This window comes from Isoptericola maris (assembly GCF_048065335.1).
Taxonomy (GTDB): Bacteria; Actinomycetota; Actinomycetes; order Actinomycetales; family Cellulomonadaceae; genus Isoptericola; species Isoptericola rhizosphaerae.
The window spans coordinates 117,040-137,383 of sequence record NZ_JBLUNY010000010.1; the positions used below are offsets into that span (position 1 = coordinate 117,040).

At 73.2% G+C, this 20,344-nt stretch carries 17 protein-coding genes; 10 read left to right on the forward strand and 7 right to left on the reverse strand.

Going from position 1 to position 20,344, the window contains the following annotated elements; translation table 11 throughout:
• Window positions 1-80: 80 nt before the first annotated feature.
• Together ACH5HR_RS14475 and ACH5HR_RS14480 are read right to left on the reverse strand one after the other, a co-directional pair.
• Window positions 81-1,646 carry an MFS transporter gene (locus ACH5HR_RS14475; protein WP_416478489.1) on the reverse strand — a complete coding sequence of 522 codons (1,566 nt, stop codon included), beginning with the start codon at window positions 1,644-1,646 and terminating at the stop codon, window positions 81-83.
• A gap of 257 nt (window positions 1,647-1,903) precedes the next feature.
• Window positions 1,904-2,485, reverse strand: a complete 582-nt coding sequence (locus ACH5HR_RS14480) for a TetR/AcrR family transcriptional regulator (RefSeq protein ID WP_416478490.1) — start codon at window positions 2,483-2,485, stop codon at window positions 1,904-1,906.
• A 200-nt stretch (window positions 2,486-2,685) separates the two neighbouring features.
• On the opposite strand from ACH5HR_RS14480, the gene ACH5HR_RS14485 reads away from it, so the two are divergent.
• Both ACH5HR_RS14485 and ACH5HR_RS14490 read left to right on the forward strand, forming a co-directional pair.
• Complete coding sequence (locus ACH5HR_RS14485) at window positions 2,686-3,174, forward strand: carboxymuconolactone decarboxylase family protein (protein ID WP_416478492.1); 489 nt, start codon at window positions 2,686-2,688, stop codon at window positions 3,172-3,174.
• The gene (locus tag ACH5HR_RS14490) at window positions 3,171-4,166 is read left to right on the forward strand and encodes a pirin family protein (protein ID WP_416478494.1); all 996 of its coding nucleotides are present in this window, start codon (window positions 3,171-3,173) and stop codon (window positions 4,164-4,166) included. Before ACH5HR_RS14485 ends, ACH5HR_RS14490 begins: the two co-directional genes overlap by 4 nt.
• Before the next feature lie 36 nt (window positions 4,167-4,202).
• Here ACH5HR_RS14490 and ACH5HR_RS14495 read toward each other — a convergent pair whose 3' ends face one another.
• From ACH5HR_RS14495 to ACH5HR_RS14510, 4 genes are all read right to left on the reverse strand, one after another.
• On the reverse strand, window positions 4,203-4,916 hold the full coding sequence (locus tag ACH5HR_RS14495) for a rhamnogalacturonan acetylesterase (protein WP_402376823.1): 714 nt from the start codon (window positions 4,914-4,916) through the stop codon (window positions 4,203-4,205).
• Window positions 4,917-4,978: 62 nt separating this feature from the next.
• Window positions 4,979-5,767 (reverse strand): hypothetical protein, encoded by a 789-nt coding sequence (locus ACH5HR_RS14500; RefSeq protein WP_402376820.1) that lies wholly within the window; start codon window positions 5,765-5,767, stop codon window positions 4,979-4,981.
• The gene (locus tag ACH5HR_RS14505; protein WP_416478496.1) at window positions 5,764-6,492 is read right to left on the reverse strand and encodes an ABC transporter ATP-binding protein; all 729 of its coding nucleotides are present in this window, start codon (window positions 6,490-6,492) and stop codon (window positions 5,764-5,766) included. Before ACH5HR_RS14505 ends, ACH5HR_RS14500 begins: the two co-directional genes overlap by 4 nt.
• On the reverse strand, window positions 6,489-7,055 hold the full coding sequence (locus ACH5HR_RS14510) for a TetR/AcrR family transcriptional regulator (RefSeq protein WP_416478498.1): 567 nt from the start codon (window positions 7,053-7,055) through the stop codon (window positions 6,489-6,491). Before ACH5HR_RS14510 ends, ACH5HR_RS14505 begins: the two co-directional genes overlap by 4 nt.
• A gap of 90 nt (window positions 7,056-7,145) precedes the next feature.
• Between ACH5HR_RS14510 and ACH5HR_RS14515 the strand changes: the two genes are divergently transcribed.
• From ACH5HR_RS14515 to recR, 7 genes are all read left to right on the forward strand, one after another.
• Entirely contained in the window at window positions 7,146-9,689 is a 2,544-nt protein-coding gene (locus ACH5HR_RS14515) for a DNA polymerase III subunit gamma and tau (RefSeq protein ID WP_416478500.1), read from the forward strand.
• Between the two features lie 34 nt (window positions 9,690-9,723).
• Window positions 9,724-11,262, forward strand: a complete 1,539-nt coding sequence (locus tag ACH5HR_RS14520) for a serine hydrolase domain-containing protein (RefSeq protein ID WP_416478502.1) — start codon at window positions 9,724-9,726, stop codon at window positions 11,260-11,262.
• Between the two features lie 146 nt (window positions 11,263-11,408).
• On the forward strand, window positions 11,409-12,353 hold the full coding sequence (locus ACH5HR_RS14525) for an ABC transporter ATP-binding protein (protein ID WP_416478503.1): 945 nt from the start codon (window positions 11,409-11,411) through the stop codon (window positions 12,351-12,353).
• Complete coding sequence (locus ACH5HR_RS14530) at window positions 12,350-13,177, forward strand: ABC transporter permease (protein ID WP_416478505.1); 828 nt, start codon at window positions 12,350-12,352, stop codon at window positions 13,175-13,177. Before ACH5HR_RS14525 ends, ACH5HR_RS14530 begins: the two co-directional genes overlap by 4 nt.
• A 35-nt stretch (window positions 13,178-13,212) precedes the next feature.
• Window positions 13,213-14,487: a sensor histidine kinase gene (locus ACH5HR_RS14535; protein ID WP_416478507.1), complete on the forward strand. Its 1,275-nt coding sequence runs from the start codon at window positions 13,213-13,215 to the stop codon at window positions 14,485-14,487.
• Window positions 14,484-15,089 (forward strand): response regulator transcription factor, encoded by a 606-nt coding sequence (locus ACH5HR_RS14540; RefSeq protein WP_416478508.1) that lies wholly within the window; start codon window positions 14,484-14,486, stop codon window positions 15,087-15,089. The genes ACH5HR_RS14535 and ACH5HR_RS14540 overlap by 4 nt, the downstream gene beginning before the upstream one ends.
• 141 nt (window positions 15,090-15,230) lie before the next feature.
• Entirely contained in the window at window positions 15,231-15,830 is a 600-nt protein-coding gene (gene recR / locus ACH5HR_RS14545; RefSeq protein ID WP_402376798.1) for a recombination mediator RecR, read from the forward strand.
• Window positions 15,831-15,896: 66 nt separating this feature from the next.
• On the opposite strand, the gene ACH5HR_RS14550 is transcribed toward recR, so the two are convergent.
• The gene (locus ACH5HR_RS14550) at window positions 15,897-19,538 is read right to left on the reverse strand and encodes a 3-keto-alpha-glucoside-1,2-lyase-like domain-containing protein (RefSeq protein ID WP_416478510.1); all 3,642 of its coding nucleotides are present in this window, start codon (window positions 19,536-19,538) and stop codon (window positions 15,897-15,899) included.
• A 216-nt stretch (window positions 19,539-19,754) separates the two neighbouring features.
• On the opposite strand from ACH5HR_RS14550, the gene ACH5HR_RS14555 reads away from it, so the two are divergent.
• Window positions 19,755-20,324: a DUF5063 domain-containing protein gene (locus ACH5HR_RS14555; RefSeq protein ID WP_402376792.1), complete on the forward strand. Its 570-nt coding sequence runs from the start codon at window positions 19,755-19,757 to the stop codon at window positions 20,322-20,324.
• The last annotated feature ends 20 nt before the right edge of the window (window positions 20,325-20,344 follow it).

Here is a 20,344-nt window from a genome sequence, read left to right on the forward strand (position 1 = left end):
GTGGGGGGGGGGGCGGGGGGCGTGACGGCCGGGGGCCCCGGGGGGTTCACCGGGGGGGGCCCCCGCGTCGTCCGACGGTCTTACCGGACCTCCTCCTTGTGCTCGGACGCGAGGTCCTCGTGCGCCGATGCGCCGCGAAGCGTCACCAGCGCCCAGACCGCGGCCAGCACCATCACCACGCCACCGGCGATGCCGGTGACCGTGATCGCCTCGGTGAACGCCGACCGGGCGATCTCGAGGATCGCCGCGCCGGTGCTGCCACCGACCTCCCCGGCGACCAGCAGGGCCTCTGCCATCGTCGAGGACGCCCGCTCGGCGACGGACGACGACAGGTCGAGGGCAGCGGTCCCGTCCATGACGGTCCGGGTGTACCAGGAGACGAGCACCCCGCCCAGCACGGCGGTGCCGAGCGTCGTGCCGAGCTCGTACGCGGTCTCCGAGGTCGCGGCGGCCTGCCCGGCGCGTTCGGGCTGGACGGAGCTCATGATGATGTCGTTGCTCAGGGCCAGCGCCATGCCGGCTCCGAGCGAGACGAGCCCGAGCGAGGCCGCGACGAGAGCGGGGCTCGAGGTCGGCGTCAGGAAGAGGGTCAGCCCGAACCCGAGCGCCGCGATCACGAGTCCCGCGGAGATGACGTAGGCCGGCAGGACGCGCTTGACCATGATCGCGGCGGCGAAGCTCGCGCCCGCGGCGAGGATCGCCTGGGGCATGAGCCAGAGCGAGGACTGCAGCGGGGTGAGCCCGAGGACGAGCTGGAGGTGCTGGACGAGCGCGACCAGCGCGCCGACCATCGCGAAGATCGCCAGGAGGTCGGCGATCACGGCTCCGCGGAAGTAGCGCACCCTGAAGAGCCTGACCTGCAGGAGCGGGGTGGCCAGTCGCAGCTGCCTGCGGATGAACAGGGCGACCGCCGCCAGGCCGACGAGGAGCACGACGACTCCCAGGGCGATGTCCTCGCCGCCGGTGAGCGTCTTGATGGCGTACACCACGAAGAGCATCCCGACGAGCGAGAGGACGATGCTGAAGACGTCGATCTTCTGGAGCTGAGGGTTGCGGCTCTCCGGCAGGAGCAGCGGCCCGAGGATCAGAAGGATCACCATGACGGGGATGTTCATCGTGAAGGCCGCCCGCCAGCCGAAGGTCTCGATGACCCAGCCGCCGATGATGGGCCCGACCGCGGCGCCCACGGAGGCCATCGCGGCCCAGACGGCCATCGCGTAGCGGCGCTGCTGCCGGTCGAGGAACATGTTGCGGACCAGCGACAGCGTCGACGGCATCATGATCGCTCCGCCCACTCCGAGGAGTGCGCGAGCGGCGATGAGCATCCACGGCTCGGTGGCCAGCGCACCGGCCGCCGAGGCGATCGCGAAGACGACCGCGCCGATGAGCAGGTTCCGTCGGCGCCCGAAGCGATCGCCGATGGCGGCCATGGCCACGAGCAGGCCGGCCAGGACGAGCGAGTAGATGTCGATCATCCAGAGCTGCTGGACACCCGTCGGGCTCAGCTCGGCGGAGATCGACGGCAGGCCCAGGACGAGGACCGTCCCGTCGATGGTGATCAGCAGCAGTGGGAGGACCAGGACGGCGAGGCCGAACCAGGTCCGGGAGGTGGCCCGGGCGGGTGCCTGGGCTGATGGCGCGGTCATGATGCGGCTCCTCGTCAGCTGTGTGGTCGATGAGCCGTCAACGTACAGACCAAAAGGTCGGTTAGCAAGACCATGTGGTCGACCTCATAGACCGATCGATCGGTAAGGCGAGGGGTACGGGGTCGTCAGAGGTGCGTTCGTCCGTCGACGAGCGCAAGGGCGCGCCAGAGCGCGCCAGGTGCGCAGGTGTCAGGACCTGCCGATGGGTTCACGGTCGCCAGGCGCCGCACCGGGGTGCGGGCGGAGGGGGGAGGGCCTCAGAGGGGCGAGCGGAACGTGCCGTCGGACGCGAGCTCGAGCAGCAAGCGGGTGGCGGCCGCGATGCTCTGCGCGTCCTCGTCGCCAATCACGGCTGCCGCGGCGATCCCCTCGGCGGCCCGTCGCACGATCTGGATGCGTTCGGCGCTGAGCCCGTCCGCGGCGAACTGCCTGCTCCATTCCGCGTTCTGCTCGTTGACGAGCGACGCGACCGAGGGGATGGCGTAGAGGCCGTTCCAGCTCACGGCCGAGGAGAGGTCACGGACGGCGGTGGCCTCGGCGCTCCCCGCGCTGAGCGCGCGGACATAGGCGCGCAGCACCTTGCCGGGGTAGTTCTCCGACAGGTCGAGGTGCTCGAGCACCGTCGCGCGGAACTGCTCGTAGACGTCCTCGACCACGGCGACGACGAGCTGGTCCCGGTTGCCGAAGTGATGGATGAGGCCGCTCTTGGACACGCCTGCCGCGGACGCGACCTGGGCCAGCGTCACCGCGGAGCCCTTCTCGAGGATCACGGCGGTCGCCGCGTCGAGGACGGCGCGCCGCGTGCGCTCCGCGTTGCGCGTCTTTCGCACCTCCGCCATCCGGCTGCCCACCTCGTGTCGACCTGCTGACCAAGGAGTCGATACTACAGCGTGCCTGATCGGTTGAGCAGTTCGTCGACGGCGTCCGGTTCGCCGGAGCGCTTGACCCTGTGCCGGGAACACGGTCTTGACTCACCTCATGCATGAGATCGTCGAGACGTCCGCCCCACGTGCCGCCGCCGGCCCCGCCCGTGCCGACCGTGCCTAGAGCCGGCGTGGGCCCGTTCCTCGACAAGGCCGTGCCGGAATCGTGGCACGCCCTGGTCGCCTTCTCGGTGGCGACGCGCGACGCCGCGAAGCAGCGCGGGCTCCTCGCGCAGGAGTCCGAGCTGATCAAGGTGCGATCGTCCCAGCTCAACGGTTGCACCTTCTGCATGGACCTCCACGGGCGAGAGGCGAGGCAGGCGGGAGTCCCGCAGCAGCAGCTGGACGTGCTGCCGGGCTGGCGAGATGCAGGTGTGTTCGGGGACCGGGAACGGGCGGTGCTCGCGGTGGCCGAGGCCGCGACGGTCCTCCCGCTCGACGACAGGACCGCCGCCGAGCTGTCCGCCGCCCGGGAGGTCCTCGGTGACGCGACGTTCGCGGCCGCCGAGTGGGTGGCCGTCGCCATCAACGCGTTCAACCGGATCTCCATCCTCAGCGGGCACCCGGTGCGCCCACGCGACCACGAAGGAAGGCTGGTCCGATGACCAACCTCGACAGCCGCCCCGAGGTGGAGCTCCTCGAGCCCGGTCGGCAGTCCGTCGCCGTCGAGGTCCTGGAACCGCGCCCGGTGGCGCTCGGGGGACCGCGCGCCATGAGCGTCTACCGCACGCTGCCCCAGCGGAAGCGTTCGTTGGTCGGAGCCTGGTGCTTCCTGGACCACTACGGCCCCGACGACGTCGCGGAGACCGGCGGCATGCTGGTGCCACGGCACCCGCACACCGGCCTGGCGACGGTGTCCTGGCTGTTCACGGGGGGCGTCGAGCATCTCGACTCCGGCGGGAACGCGGCGTCGGTCGTCCCGGGATCGCTCAACCTGATGATCGCGGGTCGGGGGGTCACCCACCAGGAGATCAGCTCGCCGGGCACTCGATCCCTGCACGGCGTGCAGCTCTGGTACGCGCTGCCCGAGGCGACGCGGTTCGGCGAGAACGCGTTCGTGCGCCACACGCCGGAGCCTGTCGAGCTGCCCGGGGTGACCGCCCGCGTGTTCGTCGGAGAGCTCCTGGGTTCGGTGTCGCCGGTCGACACGCGCACGGCCGACCTGCTCGGCGCCGAGCTGGTCCTCGCGCCCGGCGCCTCCGTGCGGTTGGGCGTCCGAGCGGACTTCGAGCACGCGGTGCTCGCCGAGGACGCGGACGTCGTGGTCGGCTCGACCACCGTGGGGCATCGTTCGCTGGCGTACCTGCCGCCGGGGGCGGACTCGCTGGCCGTCACGGCGGGAGCCACGGGTGCCCGGGTGATCCTCCTCGGGGGTGTGCCGCTGGGCGAGCAGATCGTGATGTGGTGGAACTTCGTCGGGCGCGACCACGACGAGATCGCCGAGTTCCGCCGTCGCTACCAGGCGGAGCTCGGGTTCGAGCCCGCCGACCCGCGGGACGCGGGAGCGCCGGACCTGTTCGGTCCGTTTCCTCCGGGGCAACCGCCGGCGCTGCCCGCTCCGCCCATGCCGACCGTCAGGCTGCGCCCGCGGGAGTGAGGTGGACGCCAGGGTGGCGGGCGCGGTGCAGCGCCGTCAGCCCTGCTGTGCCGCCATGATCGCTGCGCCCATCGGCTCGGCGGCGTCGTGCACACCGTCGATCGCGACGAGCGCCTCGGCGACGTACTGCGCCACGTAGCGGGCGCCGGCGGTGGTGAAGTGCGTGTTGTCCGTGGCCAGCGCGTCGTCCACACGCAGGCCGGCCTCGACGGCCGCCCCGTGCGGGAACAGCGCGGCCGACGCCTCCGGCCCGAGCCAGGTGTACAGCCAGCGGGTGAAGACGGTCAGGTCGATCACCGGCACGTCCAGCTCCCTGCCCAGCGCGCGGACGGCGGCGGGGTAGGGGCCGTGCGACCAGCGCAACGTGCCGTCGTCGGCGAACCAGCGGCGCTCGACGCTCGTGGCCAGCACGGGGCTGGCTCCGGCGTCACGCGCCTCGGTCACGAAGTCGGTGAGCCGACGGCGGTACCCGCCCTCGGCGGCGAGCTCGGTGGGGTCCTTCTGGTCGTTGTGGCCGAACTGGATGACCACGGTGTCGTCGGCGCGCACCGCCTCGACGACACGGTCCCAGTGGCCCTCGTCGCGGAACGACTGCGTGGTGGCGCCGCCGATCGCGAGGTTGCGGACGTCGTCGTGCACGAACCGCGCGAGCTCGTCGCCCCAGCCGAGCAGCGGGACCTCCGGATGGCCCGAGGTGGCGCCGTGGTCGGTGGGGGCGACGGTGGAGTCGCCCGCGAGGTGGATCGTCATCGGTCCTCCTGGGATTGAAACGGTACAAACCTAGAGGGAGCCCAGGGCTGCGTCAACTCCCGTCACACGTCGGTCAGCCGCCGCCACTGGCGCACGACGACGGCGATCGCCGCCGGCGCGACGGCCGCGGTCAGCCCGAGCGCCGCGGGGGTGACCGACGCCGCCACCTGCACGCCGCCCATGCCCGTCCACAGCGACGGCACCGCGTAGGGGAACCATGCCCCGCCGCCCACCAGCACCACCACCTGGGTCAGGGCCACGACGCCGATCAGCGTGCCCACCGTGGCCAGCGGGCTCCGGGTCGCGGTCGCCACCGCGGCGAACGGGGGAGCCAGGCAGGCCGCGAGCAGCCCGACCAGCAGCGCCTGCCCGGCGGTCGCCCAGGCCTCGTCCGTGAACGTCTCGCCGCCCACCGTCACCACCGCTGTGGAAGCCACGACGGTCAGCGACACCGCCGCCAGCGCACACCCCGCCGCCCAGCCGAGCACCACGAGGCACCGCGCCTGCGCGATGGTGGACCGCTGCGTCGCGAGCCCGAACAGCGAGCCCGCGCGCCCGTCGGCGAGCGGCTGGCCGAACACCGCCGCGTACGCGAACCCTGCGGCCATGAGCAGCCCCACGGCCAGCACCTGCCCGGCGACCGTCAGGTGCGTGACGGCGAGCGGGCCGTGCGCGTAGTCGGCAAGTTTGGCCGCTCCTGCGCCGTCCACCGCCCCCGACCTGGCTAGCGCCGTCGTGCCGACGCTCGCCAGCGGCAGCAGCACCAGGACCAGGGGAGTCGCGATCCGCTGCACCGTCGATCGTCGCCAGGCCAGGGCCTCCACCCGCAGCGCGGTGCCCAGCCCGGTCACGCCGCGCTCCCGGACCGGCCCGCGTCCGCCTCGAGCACCCGCGCGAAGAACCGCTGCTCCATCTCGGGCCCGGGCGCGAGCTCGCCGACGTCCCGTCCGCCGTGCACGACGACGACGCGGTCGGCCACGCGCGCCACCTCGTCCAGGTGGTGGCTCGAGACCAGCACGGCGGCGCCGCCGTCGGCCAGGGAGCGGACCAGCTCGCGCACGAGCACCACGCCGCGCGGGTCGAGCGCGGAGGTCGGCTCGTCGAGCACCAGCGCCGACGGTCCGTGGACCACCGCGCAGGCGATCCCCAGCCGCTGGGCGTTGCCGGCGGACAGCGTGCGGGCCCGCGCGCCCGCCCACGCGTCGAGGTCCAGGCGGTGCACGACGGCGGCGCTCGCGGCCGGGACGTCGGCTCGCGCCACACCGTGCAGCAGCGCGGCGGTCCGCACGTTCTCGGTCACCGTGAGGTCGGGTGAGACCAGCGCGGCCCCGACGACGTGGCCGAACCGTCGTGCCGCCGTCGTGCCCAGCGTGGCGGGATCCGCACCGAGCACGTGGGCGGTGCCCTGCTGCGGGTGGACCCGGCCGGTCAGGATGCGCAGCGCCGTCGTCTTGCCCGCGCCGTTGAGGCCGACCATCGCGACGACCTCCCCGGCAGCCACGTCGAGGGACAGGTCGTCGAGGGCCGCGCGGTCGCCGAACCGGTGCCGCAGGCCGTGCAGGGCCAGCGCTCTCACGACGTCTCGCCGAGGAGGTCGAGCGCGCGGGTGACCACGACGCCGAGGCGGGTCTCGCCGTCGGGCAGCCCCGGCATCGCGAGCAGCGCCGCCGTGCAGGCGGCCAGGCAGGCTGCTGCGGCGACGGCGGCGTCGAGGCGGGGCACGCCGTCGGCCACGAGGGCGTCGGCGATCGCGCGCTCGGTGTCGGCGGTGGCGGCGACCATGGCGGCGCGCAGGGACGGGTGCGCGGCGACCAGCCGGACGCGGCGCGTGGCCGTGGCGTCCTCGACCGGCTCGATCGTGCCGAGCGCGGCGAGCATGCCGCGGCGGACACGCTCGACGGGGGCGAGCCCGCGCGGCTGGGCAGCGACCGCCCGGGCGATGAGCGGGTCGTAGGGGTCGGAGACGAGGACGGAGTCCTTGGTGGGGAAGTGCCGGAAGAACGTCATCTGCGTGACGCCGGCGGCCGTGGCGATCCGGGCGACGGTGGTCGTGTCGTACCCCTCGCGCTCGAACAGGTCGAGGGCCGCGGCGAGGATGCGTTCCCGGGTGCGCAGCGCCCGGGGGGTGGGGACGGTCACGGGTCCTATGTTAGTCACTAACATTGTGCGTGGCGAGACGTGACGGACCGGGAGGTGTCCCTGTCAGCCCCGGCGTCTATCGTTGCGTGCGTGTCCACCGCTCTGTACCGCCGCTACCGGCCCGAGACCTTCGCCGAGGTGATCGGCCAGGAGCACGTCACCGCGCCGCTCATGCAGGCGTTGCGCAGCGGGCGCGTCAACCACGCCTACCTCTTCTCCGGGCCGCGAGGCTGCGGCAAGACGACCTCGGCACGCATCCTCGCGCGCACGCTCAACTGCGCCCGCAACACCCCGGAGAAGCCGCTCGACACGCCCTGCGGCGAGTGCCCGTCGTGCGTCGAGCTGGCACGCGGCGGCTCCGGGTCGCTCGACGTCGTCGAGATCGACGCGGCCTCGCACAACGGCGTGGACGACGCGCGTGACCTGCGTGAGCGCGCCACGTTCGCCCCCGCGCGCGACCGGTACAAGATCTTCATCCTCGACGAGGCCCACATGGTCACCCAGCAGGGCTTCAACGCGCTGCTGAAGATCGTCGAGGAGCCGCCGCCGCACATCAAGTTCGTGTTCGCGACGACGGAGCCCGACAAGGTCATCGGCACCATCCGGTCACGCACCCACCACTACCCGTTCCGGCTCGTGCCCCCGGACGTCCTGGGCCCGTACCTCGACGAGCTGTGCGCCGCCGAGGGCGTCGAGATCGGCGCGGGGGTCGTGCCGCTCGTGACGCGCGCCGGCGGCGGCTCCGTACGTGACTCGCTGTCCGTCATGGACCAGCTCATCGCCGGGGCGACGGGCGGCTCGGTCGAGTACGACACCGCCGTCGGCCTCCTCGGGTTCACGCACGCCACCCTGCTGGACGACGTCGTGGACGCCCTCGCGGCGCGCGACGGCGCCTCGATCTTCCGGGTGGTCGACCAGATCATCGCCACCGGGCACGAGCCGCGCCGGTTCGTCGAGGACGTCCTCGAACGGCTGCGCGACCTCGTCGTCATCGCCGTCTCCGGGGACGCCGCGGGCGCGGTGCTGCGCGACCTGCCCTCGGACCAGCTCGAGCGCATGACCGAGCAGGCGACCCACCTCGGGCTCGCCGAGCTGTCCCGCGCGGCCGACCTGGTCAACTCCGCCCTCACCGAGATGACCGGCGCCACCTCGCCACGCCTGCACCTCGAGCTGCTGTGCGCCCGCCTGCTGCTGCCCGGCGCCGACGACGGTGCCGACGGACTCGCCGCGCGCATCGACCGGCTGGAGCGAGGCGCCATCGCCGCGGCACCGGCCGGCATGCCCGCCGCTGCCGGCGACCGGCCCGGCCCGGGTGCAGAACCGGCGCCGACGGCGGCGCCCGCCGCGGACGGCCAGGGCGGCGGCACGGGGGCCGGGAGCACGGCAGGGCTGTCCGGCGCGGCGGCCGCGCGAGCTGCCCTGCAGCAGAGCCGACGACCCGTCGCCCGGGACGTGGGCTCGAGCCCCGAGAGCGTGTCCGCGGCGTCCGCCACCGAGCCTGCGTCCGACCCGCAGCGCGAGTCCGAGCCCGAGCCCGCGTTCGACACCGATCGCGAGCAGGGGATCGACCGTGAGCCTGTCTCTGATCCCCAGAGCGAGCCCGAGGCTGTGCGTGAGCCGGAGCCTGAGCGCGCGGCGGAGGTCGCACCCGGTCCTCCGGCGCCCACCGAGCCCGTCGCCGACGAACCGGAGGCTGCGCTCCCGTCCGAACCGCCGGCCGCCGAGCCCTCCGTGGAGCCGGCGTCCGGCCCCGCACCGGTGCACACTCCTGCGGCGGCGACCGAGCCGTCCTCCGGATCTTCCGAGGTGACGGCCGAGCTGGTGCGGCGACGCTGGGACGAGGTGGTCGCGAACCTGTCCAGCCCGGTCACCCGCGCCCTCGTGGGCCCCAACGCCCAGGTGGCCTCGCTGTCCGGGGGAGTGCTGCGGATCGCCTTCGACGCGGAGGGCATGGCTCGCACGTTCTCCGCGCAGCCGCGGCACGTCGACGCGGTGGTCGATGCCGTCTTCCAGACCCTCGGGGTGCAGGTACGCCTCGAGGCGACCGTCGGCGCGCCCGGACCGACCGAACAGCCGACCCCGCCGAGCCCGAGCGTGCCCGACGCGGCCCCGGACGGCGGGCCCCGAGGAGCCGCTGTCGCGCCGGCAGGATCGCCGCGCGGCGGAGTGTCCGTCGCGCGCGTCGACGACACGCCTCCCTCAGCGGCCTCGGCCTCTGAGCCGGCAGGCCAGTCGGCCCAGTCGGCTCAGTCGGCCGCCGATGCCGCCGACGCGGCCTGGCTCGCCGGGTCGTCGTCGCCCTCGGACGGTGCGTCGGCCACCGCGCCGTCGGCCACCGCGCCGTCGGCCACCGCGCCGTCGGCCACCGCGCCGTCGACCGCCGCGCCGTCGACCGCCGCGCCGTCGACCGCCGCGCCGTCGGCCGCTGCGCAGACGCCCCGCCAGGCGGCCGAGCAGGCCGCGGCCGCGTCCCGAGAACGGGAGCAGTCGGAGCGGGCGCGCCCGTCCGGGGGCGGCTACGACGACGCCTCGGACGACGACCCCGACATCGCCTCCACAGGGCTGCTCGGGGTGCCGCTCGTCGTGAAGGTGCTGGACGGCACGATCCTGGAGGAGGTCGCCGACCAGCCGTGAGGACCCCGGCGGGACGGTGCGGCAGACTGGCCCCGTGCCGACGACGACACCGACCGCCCCCGCCCGCCTTCCCCGCGCCACCCCGGAGTCGCACGGGGTGGACCAGGCCGTCCTCGAACGCCTCGTCGCGACGCTCGACGGCCTCCGCGACGTCCACAGCCTCATGGTGCTCCGCCACGGCTCGGTGGTCGCCGAGGCATGGTGGCACCCCTACGCACCCGACGAGACGCACACCATGTTCTCGGTGTCGAAGTCCTTCACGGCCACCGCCGTCGGCCTCGCGGCGGCGGAGGGTCTGCTGCGCACCGACGACCGCGTGATCGACCTGCTGCCCGACGACGCCCCCGCCGAGCCGAGCGCCCACCTGTCCGCCATGACCGTCCGTGACCTGCTGACGATGACGTCCGGTCACGGCACCGACACGATGAACTTCACCCTGACGAACCTGCACGTCCCCGGGTCGAGCTGGGCGCAGGCGATCCTGGCGGCGCCGGTCGTCCACGAGCCCGGGACGCGCTTCGTCTACAACACGGGCGCCACCTACCTGCTCTCCGCGATCCTGCACCGGCTCACGGGCGAGCGGCTCCTCGACTACCTCACGCCGCGTCTGCTCGCCCCGCTGGGCATCACGGGCGCCACCTGGGAGCAGTGCCCGCGGGGCATCGACGTCGGTGGCTACGGTCTGCGCCTCACCACCGAGGAGCTCGCGGTGTTCGGCCAGCTGTTGCTGCAGCGCGGCACCTGGGGCGGCGAGCAGCTCGTCCCGGCCGCCTGGGTGGACGAGATGACCGCCACCCAGGTGCCCACCGGCCCTGACGAGAACGCCGAGTGGGCGCAGGGCTACGGCTACCAGTTCTGGCGCTGTCGCGGTGACGCCTACCGTGCCGACGGTGCCTTCGGGCAGTTCTGCGTGGTGTCGCCGGAACGCGACATGGTCGTGGTCCTCACCGCGGGCGCCCAGGCGACACACCTCGAGCTCGGGGCGGCCCTCGACGCGATGGGAGCCGTCGGCGGTGCCACGTCGGGCGCAACGGCTCCGGCCGACGGCGGCTCCTTCCCTCCCCGGGACCTCACCGTCGCGCTGCCCCACGGCACGTCGCACGGGTCGCTCGAGGACTTCGTGCGCGGCTCGACCTTCACGCTCGAGGGGCACGACGGCGGCGCACCGGACATGCCGGACGGCCCGGAGCCGGGAGCGCCCGCCCGGCACAGCCGCTCGATCCTGCGCTGGCACAGCGTCGGCATCGACCGCAAGGGTGACGAGATCGAGCTCGGCTGGACCCTCGAGGGCAGCGACGAGCGCCAGGTGGTGCGCTGCGGCGTCAGGCACTGGGTGCTGAGCCGTGCCCGGATCGACGGCGAGGACCTGCCTGTCGCGGGCGCCGCCGCCTGGACGACTCCGCACGAGCTGACGTGCCGCCTCCTGTGGCGTGGCACCCCCTTCGCCCTCGATGCACGGCTGACGTTCGGTGGCGACGGCGAGGGACGCTGGGTCGAGCTGGCCGTCGACCAGAACGTGTCGTTCGGCTCGACGGCCCTGCTGCGCGCCACCGGGCTGGGCGCCACACCCTGAGCCGGACCGCGCCCGCGCCGGACGCGCGCCGGGCCAGCGCCGTCGGGCACGACCTGACAGATGTCACGGGTGGGCCGTGGGAACCGCACGGCGACCGGTGATCGTAGGCACTGCCTGCGGCGTCGTCCGCGGGACAAGATCGTGGCATGACCTACGAACCGATCGTCTCCCTGCGGGGGGCGCGCCGCCGGTACGGCCCGTTCGAGGCCGTGCGCGGCGTCGACCTGGACGTCCGGCGCGGCGAGCTTCTTGCCCTGCTCGGCACCAACGGTGCCGGCAAGACCTCGCTGGTCGAGCTCGTCGAGGGCCTGGCTCCCGCCGACGCCGGGCAGGTCCGCGTGCTGGGTCACGACCCGTACCGCGAGCGTTCGCAGATCGTCGGCGGTCTCGGCGTGATGCTCCAGGAGGCGGGATTCTCGTCCGACCTGACGACCGTCGAGACGATGCGCATGTGGGCGGGGACCCTCGCCCGGCCGCGCCCGGTCGACGAGGTGCTGGCCGACCTGGCGCTGACCTCCCGCGCCGACGTGCGGGTGGGGAGCCTCTCCGGCGGTGAACGACGGCGGCTCGACCTGGCGCTCGCGATCCTCGGCCGCCCGGAGCTGCTGGTCCTGGACGAGCCGACCACCGGCCTGGACCCGGAGAGCCGCCGCGCGGTGTGGCGGCTGGTGCGCGGGCTGCTCGAGGACGGCGCCACCGTCCTGCTGACCACGCACTACCTCGAGGAGGCCGAGGAGCTCGCCGACCGTGTCGCCATCATGCGTGCCGGGCGGGTGGTGCGTGAGGGGACGGTCGCCGAGGCGGTCGCCGCGGAGCCTGCACGGATCGAGTTCGTCCCGCGCGCCGGGCCGGGGGCACTGCTGAGGCTCAAGGCGACGGACCTGCCGGCGCTGCCCGGTCTGGTGGGCGCCGACGTCGACCGGGGCCGGGTGCGGCTACGAACCTCCGAGCTGCAGGAGGACCTGGACATCGTGCTGACCTGGGCCCGCGAGAACGGGTTGCGCCTGGAGGAGCTGGAGGCCCGGTCGGCGTCCCTCGAGCAGGCGTTCCTCTCGCTCGCCGAGGGCACGGACGAGGAGGTGGCGGCATGACCGGCACGACAGCTTCCGCAGGCACGGCGAATACCCTGCCGACGGCGTCACGCACCCGACGGCTGCTGGCCCTGGCCCGCGCCGAGACGCTGCTCCTGGTCCGCAACCGGGCGGCGCTCGCCAACGCGCTGCTGCTCCCCGTCGGTTTCGTCGGGCTGTTCACCCTGCTCGGCGGGGTGGGTGGCGACGACGCCTCCGGCCAGGCCGTGGCGACCGGCGTGCTCACGATGCTGCTCGTCGTCGCACTGATCTTCGTCGTCTACTACAACCTCACGACCGCGTACGTCGCACGCCGGGAGGACCGCGTGCTCCAGCGGTTGCTGACCGGCTCCACCACCCGCGTCGACGCGCTGCTCGCCCCCGCGCTGCCCGCCGTCGTCGTCGTCCTCGTCCAGCTCGGGCTCGGCTACGCGGCGGTGTCCGCCATGATCGAGCCGCCGCGCATGGCCAACCCGGTGCTGGTGCTCGTCGCCGCGCTGGGTGGTGCGGTCGTGCTGGGGGCGCTCGCGGCCGCGACCGCGGGTTTCTCGAGGACCGTGGAGTCCGTCCAGCTCACCACGCTGCCGGCGATCGTGCTGATCCTGCCGTTCGCGGGGACGTTCCCCACCCCGGACGCGATCGGCACGGTCGCGCGCTTCACGCCGCTGCGGCCGGTGACCGAGCTGATGGGGCTGGGCCTGACGGGGACCGACGCCTCCGGGCAGACGCTGTCGTTCGTGGAGACCTTCGGTGCGGCGGGCGTCCCGGTCCTGGTGCTCGCCGGGTGGACGACGCTCGGGGTCCTGGCGGCACGGCGATGGATGCGCTGGGCACCGCGACGTTGAGCGCTTCCCGCGCCAGGACGTGGCAGGCTGACGGCGTGAGCTCCCGCCAGTCCGCGTCCAGCCTGCGCCCCGCGTCGTTCCGACCGGCGGCGTCGCTGGCGGGTGGTGCGCGCGGGGTGGAGATCTACACGCGCATCACCCTGTACCTGTTCGTGCCGATGGAGGGGTTCTTCTACCTCTATGCTGCCGGTGCGCTGGCGCAGAGTCGTGAACCCTTGCCGTCGCCGCTCGCGCTGGGGCTGCTCGCGGTCGTGGCGCTGGTCCATATCGGGCTGGCGTTCGCGACGGTGCATGTCGGGTTCGACCAGCCGCTGGTGCGTGACCGGCTGCACCCGGTGGTGCTGGCGTTGCTCGCCGCGACCGCCGTCGTCGTCGGCCTCGCGCTGGTGGTGCTGCCCGGGGCGGCCGAGACCGGCAGCTGGGACGCGCGCAGCCTGATGATCGGCGCGTGCGGGGCGGGGACCTTCGGGGCGCTGGCCATCGGCTTCTCGTTCCGGCGGCTGGCGATCGCAGGCACCGTGGTGCCCGTCATCATCCTGGTCGGGCGACTGCTGGACGGCACGTTCGACGCCAGCGCCGTCGTCGTGGCGGTGCTCCTGTACGTGGTGACGATGTTCTGGACCAGCACGGTGCGTCTCTCGATGTGGGTGCTCGAGGTGGTGCGCGAGCTGGAGGCGTCGCGGGAGATGGTCGGCCGGCTCGCCGTCGCCGAGGAGCGTCTGCGGATCTCGCGTGACATGCACGACGTCGTCGGGCGAGCCCTGTCGGCCGTCGCCGTCAAGAGCGACCTGTCGGCCGCGCTGGCCCGCCGCGGCGACCCGCGTGCCGCCGAGGAGATGGACGAGGTGCGCACCCTCGCCCAGGAGTCGTTGCGCGAGGTGCGCGGTGTGGTCGCCGGTTACCGCGCGACCGACCTGGCGACCGAGCTGGCCGGGGCGCGATCGGTCCTGCGGGCCGCCGGGATCGCCGTCCGCGTCATCGGCGTGGTGCCGCCGCTGGCCACGACCCAGCAGGATGCGCTGGCCTGGGTGGTGCGCGAGGCCGTGACGAACGTGGTGCGGCACTCGAAGGCCGCCGAGTGCCGCCTCGAGCTCGACGTCGACGGCGACACGACCGTGCTGCGCATCGTCAACGACGGCGTCGTGGGCGTCGAGCCTGGTGCCGTGAGCGGCGGCGAGCCTGGTGGGACGGGGCTGGCCGGCCTGCGCGAACGACTTGCCGCCGTCGGCGGCACCCTCGACGTGTCGACCCAGGGTGACCGGTTCACCCTGGTGGCACGTGTCCAGACGCAACCCGGAGCTGCCGCATGATCCGCATCGTCCTCGCTGATGACGAGACCCTCATCCGTGACGCTGTCGCCCAGCTCCTCGACCTGGAGGACGACCTGGACGTGATCGCTGTGGCGGCGTCCGGGACGGAGGCGGTCGCCGTCGTCCGGCATCTTCGGCCGGACGTCGCGGTGCTCGATCTGCAGATGCCGGGCGCGGACGGGATCGAGGTGGCCGAGCAGGTGCGGACGGAGGTGCCGGACTGCGGGATCGTCATCGTCACCGGCCACGGGCGTCCCGGGCATCTGAAGAAGGCGCTCGGTGCGGGGGTGCGCGGGTTCCTGCCCAAGACGGTCTCGGCCACGGTGCTGGCCGCCGCGATCCGGCAGGTCGCTTCCGGCGGGCGGTACGTCGATCCCGAGCTGGCGGCCGACGCCATCGCCGCGGGTGACTCGCCGCTGACGGCGCGGGAGGCCGACGTGCTGGAGCTCGCCGCCGACGGGGCCCGGGTGGAGGAGATCGCCGATCGTGCCGCGCTGGCGCCGGGCACGGTGCGCAACTATCTGTCCTCGGCCGTGGCGAAGCTCGGGGTCACCAACCGGCACGAGGCGGTCCGGGTGGCGCGGGCCAAGGGTTGGGTCTGATCCCGCCCACCCCTCCTCGGGGGGGGGGGGGGGGGGGGGCCCCCCCCCCCCCGGGGGGGGCCCGCCCCCCCCCCCCCCCCCCCCCGCGACGAAGGGCGGGGTGGGGCGGGGGTTGTCGGGTGCGGCCCGTACCCTGAGCGTGTGTACGAAGGAGCGGTCCAGGACCTGATCGACGAGCTCGGCCGGCTTCCCGGCGTCGGGCCCAAGAGTGCGCAGCGGATCGCGTTCCACCTGCTCGCCGCGGACGCCGCGGACGTGCGGCGGCTGACCGACGCCCTCACCGAGGTGAAGCTGCGCGTGCAGTTCTGCGAGGTCTGCGGCAACGTCGCGGAGTCCGAGCGGTGCCGCATCTGCTCCGACCCGCGGCGCAGCGACGAGACCATCTGCGTGGTCGAGGAGCCCAAGGACGTCGTCGCCATCGAGCGCACGCGCGAGTTCCGCGGCAGGTACCACGTGCTCGGCGGCGCGATCAACCCGCTGGACAACGTCGGGCCGGACGACCTGCGCATCGCCGAGCTCATGTCGCGGCTGGCCGACGGCGCGGTCACCGAGGTCATCATCGCCACCGACCCGAACGTCGAGGGCGAGGCCACGGCCACGTACCTCTCGCGGCTCATCGGACCGATGGGGCTGACCGTCTCGCGCCTGGCCTCCGGGCTGCCCGTCGGCGGCGACCTGGAGTACGCGGACGAGGTCACCCTCGGCCGCGCGTTCGAGGGCCGGCGCGTCGTCGGCACCTGACGGCCCGACGCGAACGGGCCCGCCCCCACGGAGGGGAGCAGGCCCGGTCGCGGTGATGCGGAGCGGTCAGCGCACCGTGAGGTCCGCCGTCGTGCTGGTGTCGCCGTAGACGGCGTCACCCAGGTACTCCACGGTCACCGTGTGCACCCCCGCGGAGAGCCCCGACGTCGGCATCTTCACCTTGGCCGGGCCCTTGCCGATCTCGGTGGTGACGACCTCGTCGCCGAGCGTGACGCGCACGGTGCCGGTCGGGACCGGGTCACCCTCCGCGCCGGACACCCAGACCATCGCCTTGGTGTCCTTGCCGGCCTTGACCTTCGGCGGAGCGAGCTTCGCCCGGATCTCGGCGGGCAGGCCCTCAGCGCAGTCCGCGGCGTCGTAGGACGCCTCGAGCTCGAGGGTGCGCTTGTCGCCGTTCGCCGTCACCTGGGCGGCGCCGGCCGCGAGCTCGGCGGCCTCGGCCGCGAACGACTCCGTCACGGAGGCACCCGGCTCGACGCCCTCGACCGTGCGGGACCCGAGCGCCGTGTCGATGGTGAGATCCACCGCCACGTCCGTCTCGGTGTTCGACGCGTGCACGTCCAGCACCGCGACGTCCGCCTCGCAGCGGACCTCCGCCGTGGCGGTGACGGCCAGCTCGCCGAGCGGCTTGACCTGGATGTCCCGGTAGGACACCGTCTCGCCGCCCCCGTGATTCTGGATCCCGAGGAACCCCTGGGAGAGGTCCCGTGCCGGGTCCGTGCTGGTGAAGTCGTTCACCAGCTCCCCGTTGAGGTAGACCCGGATGGTGTCACCCACGACGCGGATGTCGTAGCTGTTCCACTCCGGGACGGGGTTGAGGGCCGCGTCGCGGGCCTCTTCGTCCGCACCCTGGAAGGTGTAGATCGCACCGGTGGTGCGGTCCGGCTCGTCGCTGGCGTCGATCTGGATCTCATAGCCCTGGTCGACGGCGACCCACGGGTCGTCGCCCGGGTCGGGGAACCCGACGAACACGCCGCCGTTGTCGTCCTTGACCAGCTTCCAGTCGAGCTGGAGGCTGTACGACCCCTGCAGCTCGTCGGTGTGCCACAGGAGGCCCATGCCGCCCTCGGTCCGCAGCGTGCAGTCGTCCTGGCGCCCGAACGACCCGGCGCCGGCAAGCCGCCACTCGTCGAAGCTCGCGAGGGTGCCGTCGAACAGGGCGGTGTACCCGTCGTCGGGCTCGGTCGGTGCGCACAGGTCCGGCGACCCGCCGAGGGACAGGACGTCGAGGTTGACGTTGCCGTCGTCACCCTCGTCGTACCGGAGCGTGATCGTGTTGGCCCCCTCGCGCAGGTCGAGGTCGCGCGTGGCGAAGTCCCACGTCTTCCAGTCGCCCGTGCTCGGCAGCACCCAGGGGTCCACCTCGGTGCCGTTGACGAGCACCGAGATCGACTTGTCGCCCTCGAACGGGTTCGGACCGTTGGCGTACCGCAGGTTGACCGGCTGCGTGCCGGCCGCGTCCGCCGTCACCGTGAAGCTCACACCCGCGCCGGGCGACTGGATGCCGTCGACGAACCCGGAGCCCGAGTAGCCGCTGTGCTCGCTGGTGAGCCCGGCGGAGCCGAGCAGCACCGACTCCTCGGCCTCGTGGTAGCCGCGGTCGGCGGGGGCCTCGTAGCCGGGCAGGCTGTTGAGCGTGTACCAGGCCTCCGTGTTCCACAGCTCACGGTCCGCGGCGTCGCTGAACGGGCGCGGCGAGCGCAGGTGCACGACCCGGCCCGGCTTGAGCCCGTCGACCGTGAGGCTGACGGTGGTGCGGTCGTCCGAGACGGTGGCGTCGCTGACGTGCAGCACCTCCTCGTCGATCTTCGGCCCGCCGTACTGCTGGGTGGGCACGTAGCGCCACTGGTCCACGCGGTACGCCTGGGCGGCGTCCTCGGCGATCTTCGCGGCCGTCGCGTCGGAGAGCGGCTGGTTGTACTCGATCTCGAAGCCGCCGTCGCGCACGCGCATCTCGAGCATGTCGAACGACTCCTGGCCGTTCGGCGTCAGCTTCTGCAGGCCGTAGCGGAGCTTGTTGGGCTCGCTCCAGTTGCCGGCCTCGCCGATGCCGCCCACGTAGACCGCGCCGTCGGGCCCGATCACGGTGCGGTTGACGCCCGCCTCGAGCCCTGCGGTGTGCCGGAACACGGCGCCCTGGAACTCGCCGTCGACCTTCTCGAGGAACCCGCGCTGCAGGCCGCCGTAGGTGACGTCGCCGAAGAGGAGCTGGCCGGCGAACTCGCCCTCGGTGAGCTGCACGGGCTCGCTGGGCGAGTTGCCGATCTCGTTCTGCGGGATCCACAGCACCGGCTGGGTGACGGGCTGGTCGTCGAACGGGCCGGCCGGGTTCGTGTAGTGGTTGAAGAACCGGTCCTGCTCGACGTGCACCAGCTTGGAGCTGGGCAGCCAGGCGCCCTGGTTGTCCATGACGAACAGCTCGTCCTCGGGGCCGAACGCCATGCCGTTCGGCGTGCGGAGCCCGCCCGCCACGTAGTCGATCTCGCCGGTCTCGCGGTCGACCGTGATGCTCGTGCCGCGGTTCTCCGCCGGCTGCGGGTCGGTCGTGGCGCCACCGTTGTTGATGGCCACGGAGAGGTTGACGTAGAAGTGGTCCTCGTCGTGCAGCAGCCCGAACGCGAACTCGTGGAAGTTGCCGCCGAACGGCCACTCCGCGACGGTCGAGCGGGTGTCGAAGAACCCGTCCCCGTCCGGGTCGGTGAGCTCGGTGAGCGCGTCCCGCTCGGTGACGAAGATCGAGTCGTCGATGACGGCGACGCCCATGGGGTTGAACAGGTCGGTGGCGATCTTGGTCGCGGTGACCTCCTCGGCGCTGGTCTCGCCGGTCACCTGGTCGAGCACGAACAGCTCGCCGGGCTCCGGGTCCTCGACCCAGCCGCCGGGGCTCACGGAGCCGGACGTCGCGACGACGAGGTCGCCGTCGGCGGTCCAGTCCATGCCGGAGACCATCGGCTCGAAGCCTTCGGGCCGCAGGTCGGTGAGGTCGTAGCCGGGGTGCACGGCGTCCAGGGGCAGGCCGTCGCCGGCGGTGTCCTCGGCGCCCTCGCAGTACTTGGTGCCGGGGGCCGTGACGCGGACGACGCCGGCCTCGGTGCTCAGCGCCTCCTGCGGCACCACGGTGAACTCGCTGGCGCCCGGCGGCATCCACTCGAGCCGCAGGACCTGGCCGTAGGCGTCCTCGAAGAACTCGACGAACAGCGGGTGCGCGCCGGCGGTCAGCGTGACGGTGCCGTCCACGGACTCCTCGCCGTGCAGGCCGTCGTTGTCCACGACGACCTCGTCACCGATCGACAGCCGGGAGCCGTCGTCGCTGGTGAGGCGGAACGTGTACTCGCCGTCCTCGGGGGCGTGGACGTTGCCCACCACGTGGGTGAGGAAGTGGTCCTCGAGCCCGAACTGGCTCGCCTCGGTCCAGTCGATCGTCGGCATGAGCTTGTCGACGTTGGGCGTCTGACCGTCCTTGAGGGTGCAGAGCTGCTCGATGCTCTGGCGGAGGTCGTAGGTGCGCAGGGTGACGCCGGGCTCCTGCGGCGGCAGGTCGGCGGTCTGCAGCTGCGTGGCGGCCGGGGAGGCGGGCTCGACGGCTCCGGCGGGTGCGGTGGCGAGGGCAGCGGTGCCGCCCGTCAGGGCGAGGGTGACGAGTCCCGCGAGACATCTGGTGGCGGGGCCGGACGGTCGTGCTGGCATGTTCTTCCTCCTTGAAGACGGTGTCGACCGCTCCTGACCGTAGACGGGCTTCTGCTGATCGGCAAGCAAAAGATGATCATCAAGACTAATGATCTTGCCGATCTCATGGCAGATCGCCGGTCGCCTGGCGTCCCGGAGGTCGCTCGGGGGACACTGTCAGCACGCGGGGGCGAGAGACGCTCGGCCCGGCATCGAGCGCAGGAACGGGTGAGGAACGTGCCAGAGATCTCCGCCGACTCGGAGCTGCGCGACGTCGCCGAGCAGATGTCGGCCCAGGCCCGGACGTTCCTGTCGACCACGTCGCAGGTCGCCTCGGGCGGATTCCCGGGCGCCGAGCTGTCCCTGCTGATCCTCGCGACCTCGGACCTGCTCGCGGCGGGCGCACGGCTCGCGGCGATCACCGACGTCGTCCCCGTCGAGCGCTTCGAGCCCGACGCCGGGCGGGAGACCGACATGGACCCGCTGCGGACCGCGCTGGCCCGGATGTTCGACGGGTTCGACGACTACGTCGAGGTGACCGACCCGGTGCTGAGCGCCGACGTCGCCCCGGCGACCCTCTCCGGGGACCTGGCCTGCGTGGCCGACGAGATCGCCAAGGGGCTGCAGCACTTCGACGACGGCCACGAGCTCGAGGGCCTGTGGTGGTGGCAGTTCAGCTACCTGTCGAGCTGGGGCGAGCGTGCCGCGTCAGGGTTGCGCGTGCTCCAGGGCGTCCTCGGCCACCTGCGCCTCGACGTGCCCGACGACGTCGCCGCCGAGGCGGAGTACGACGCGCTGCACGCCTGACCCGCCGAGGCGCGGGGACC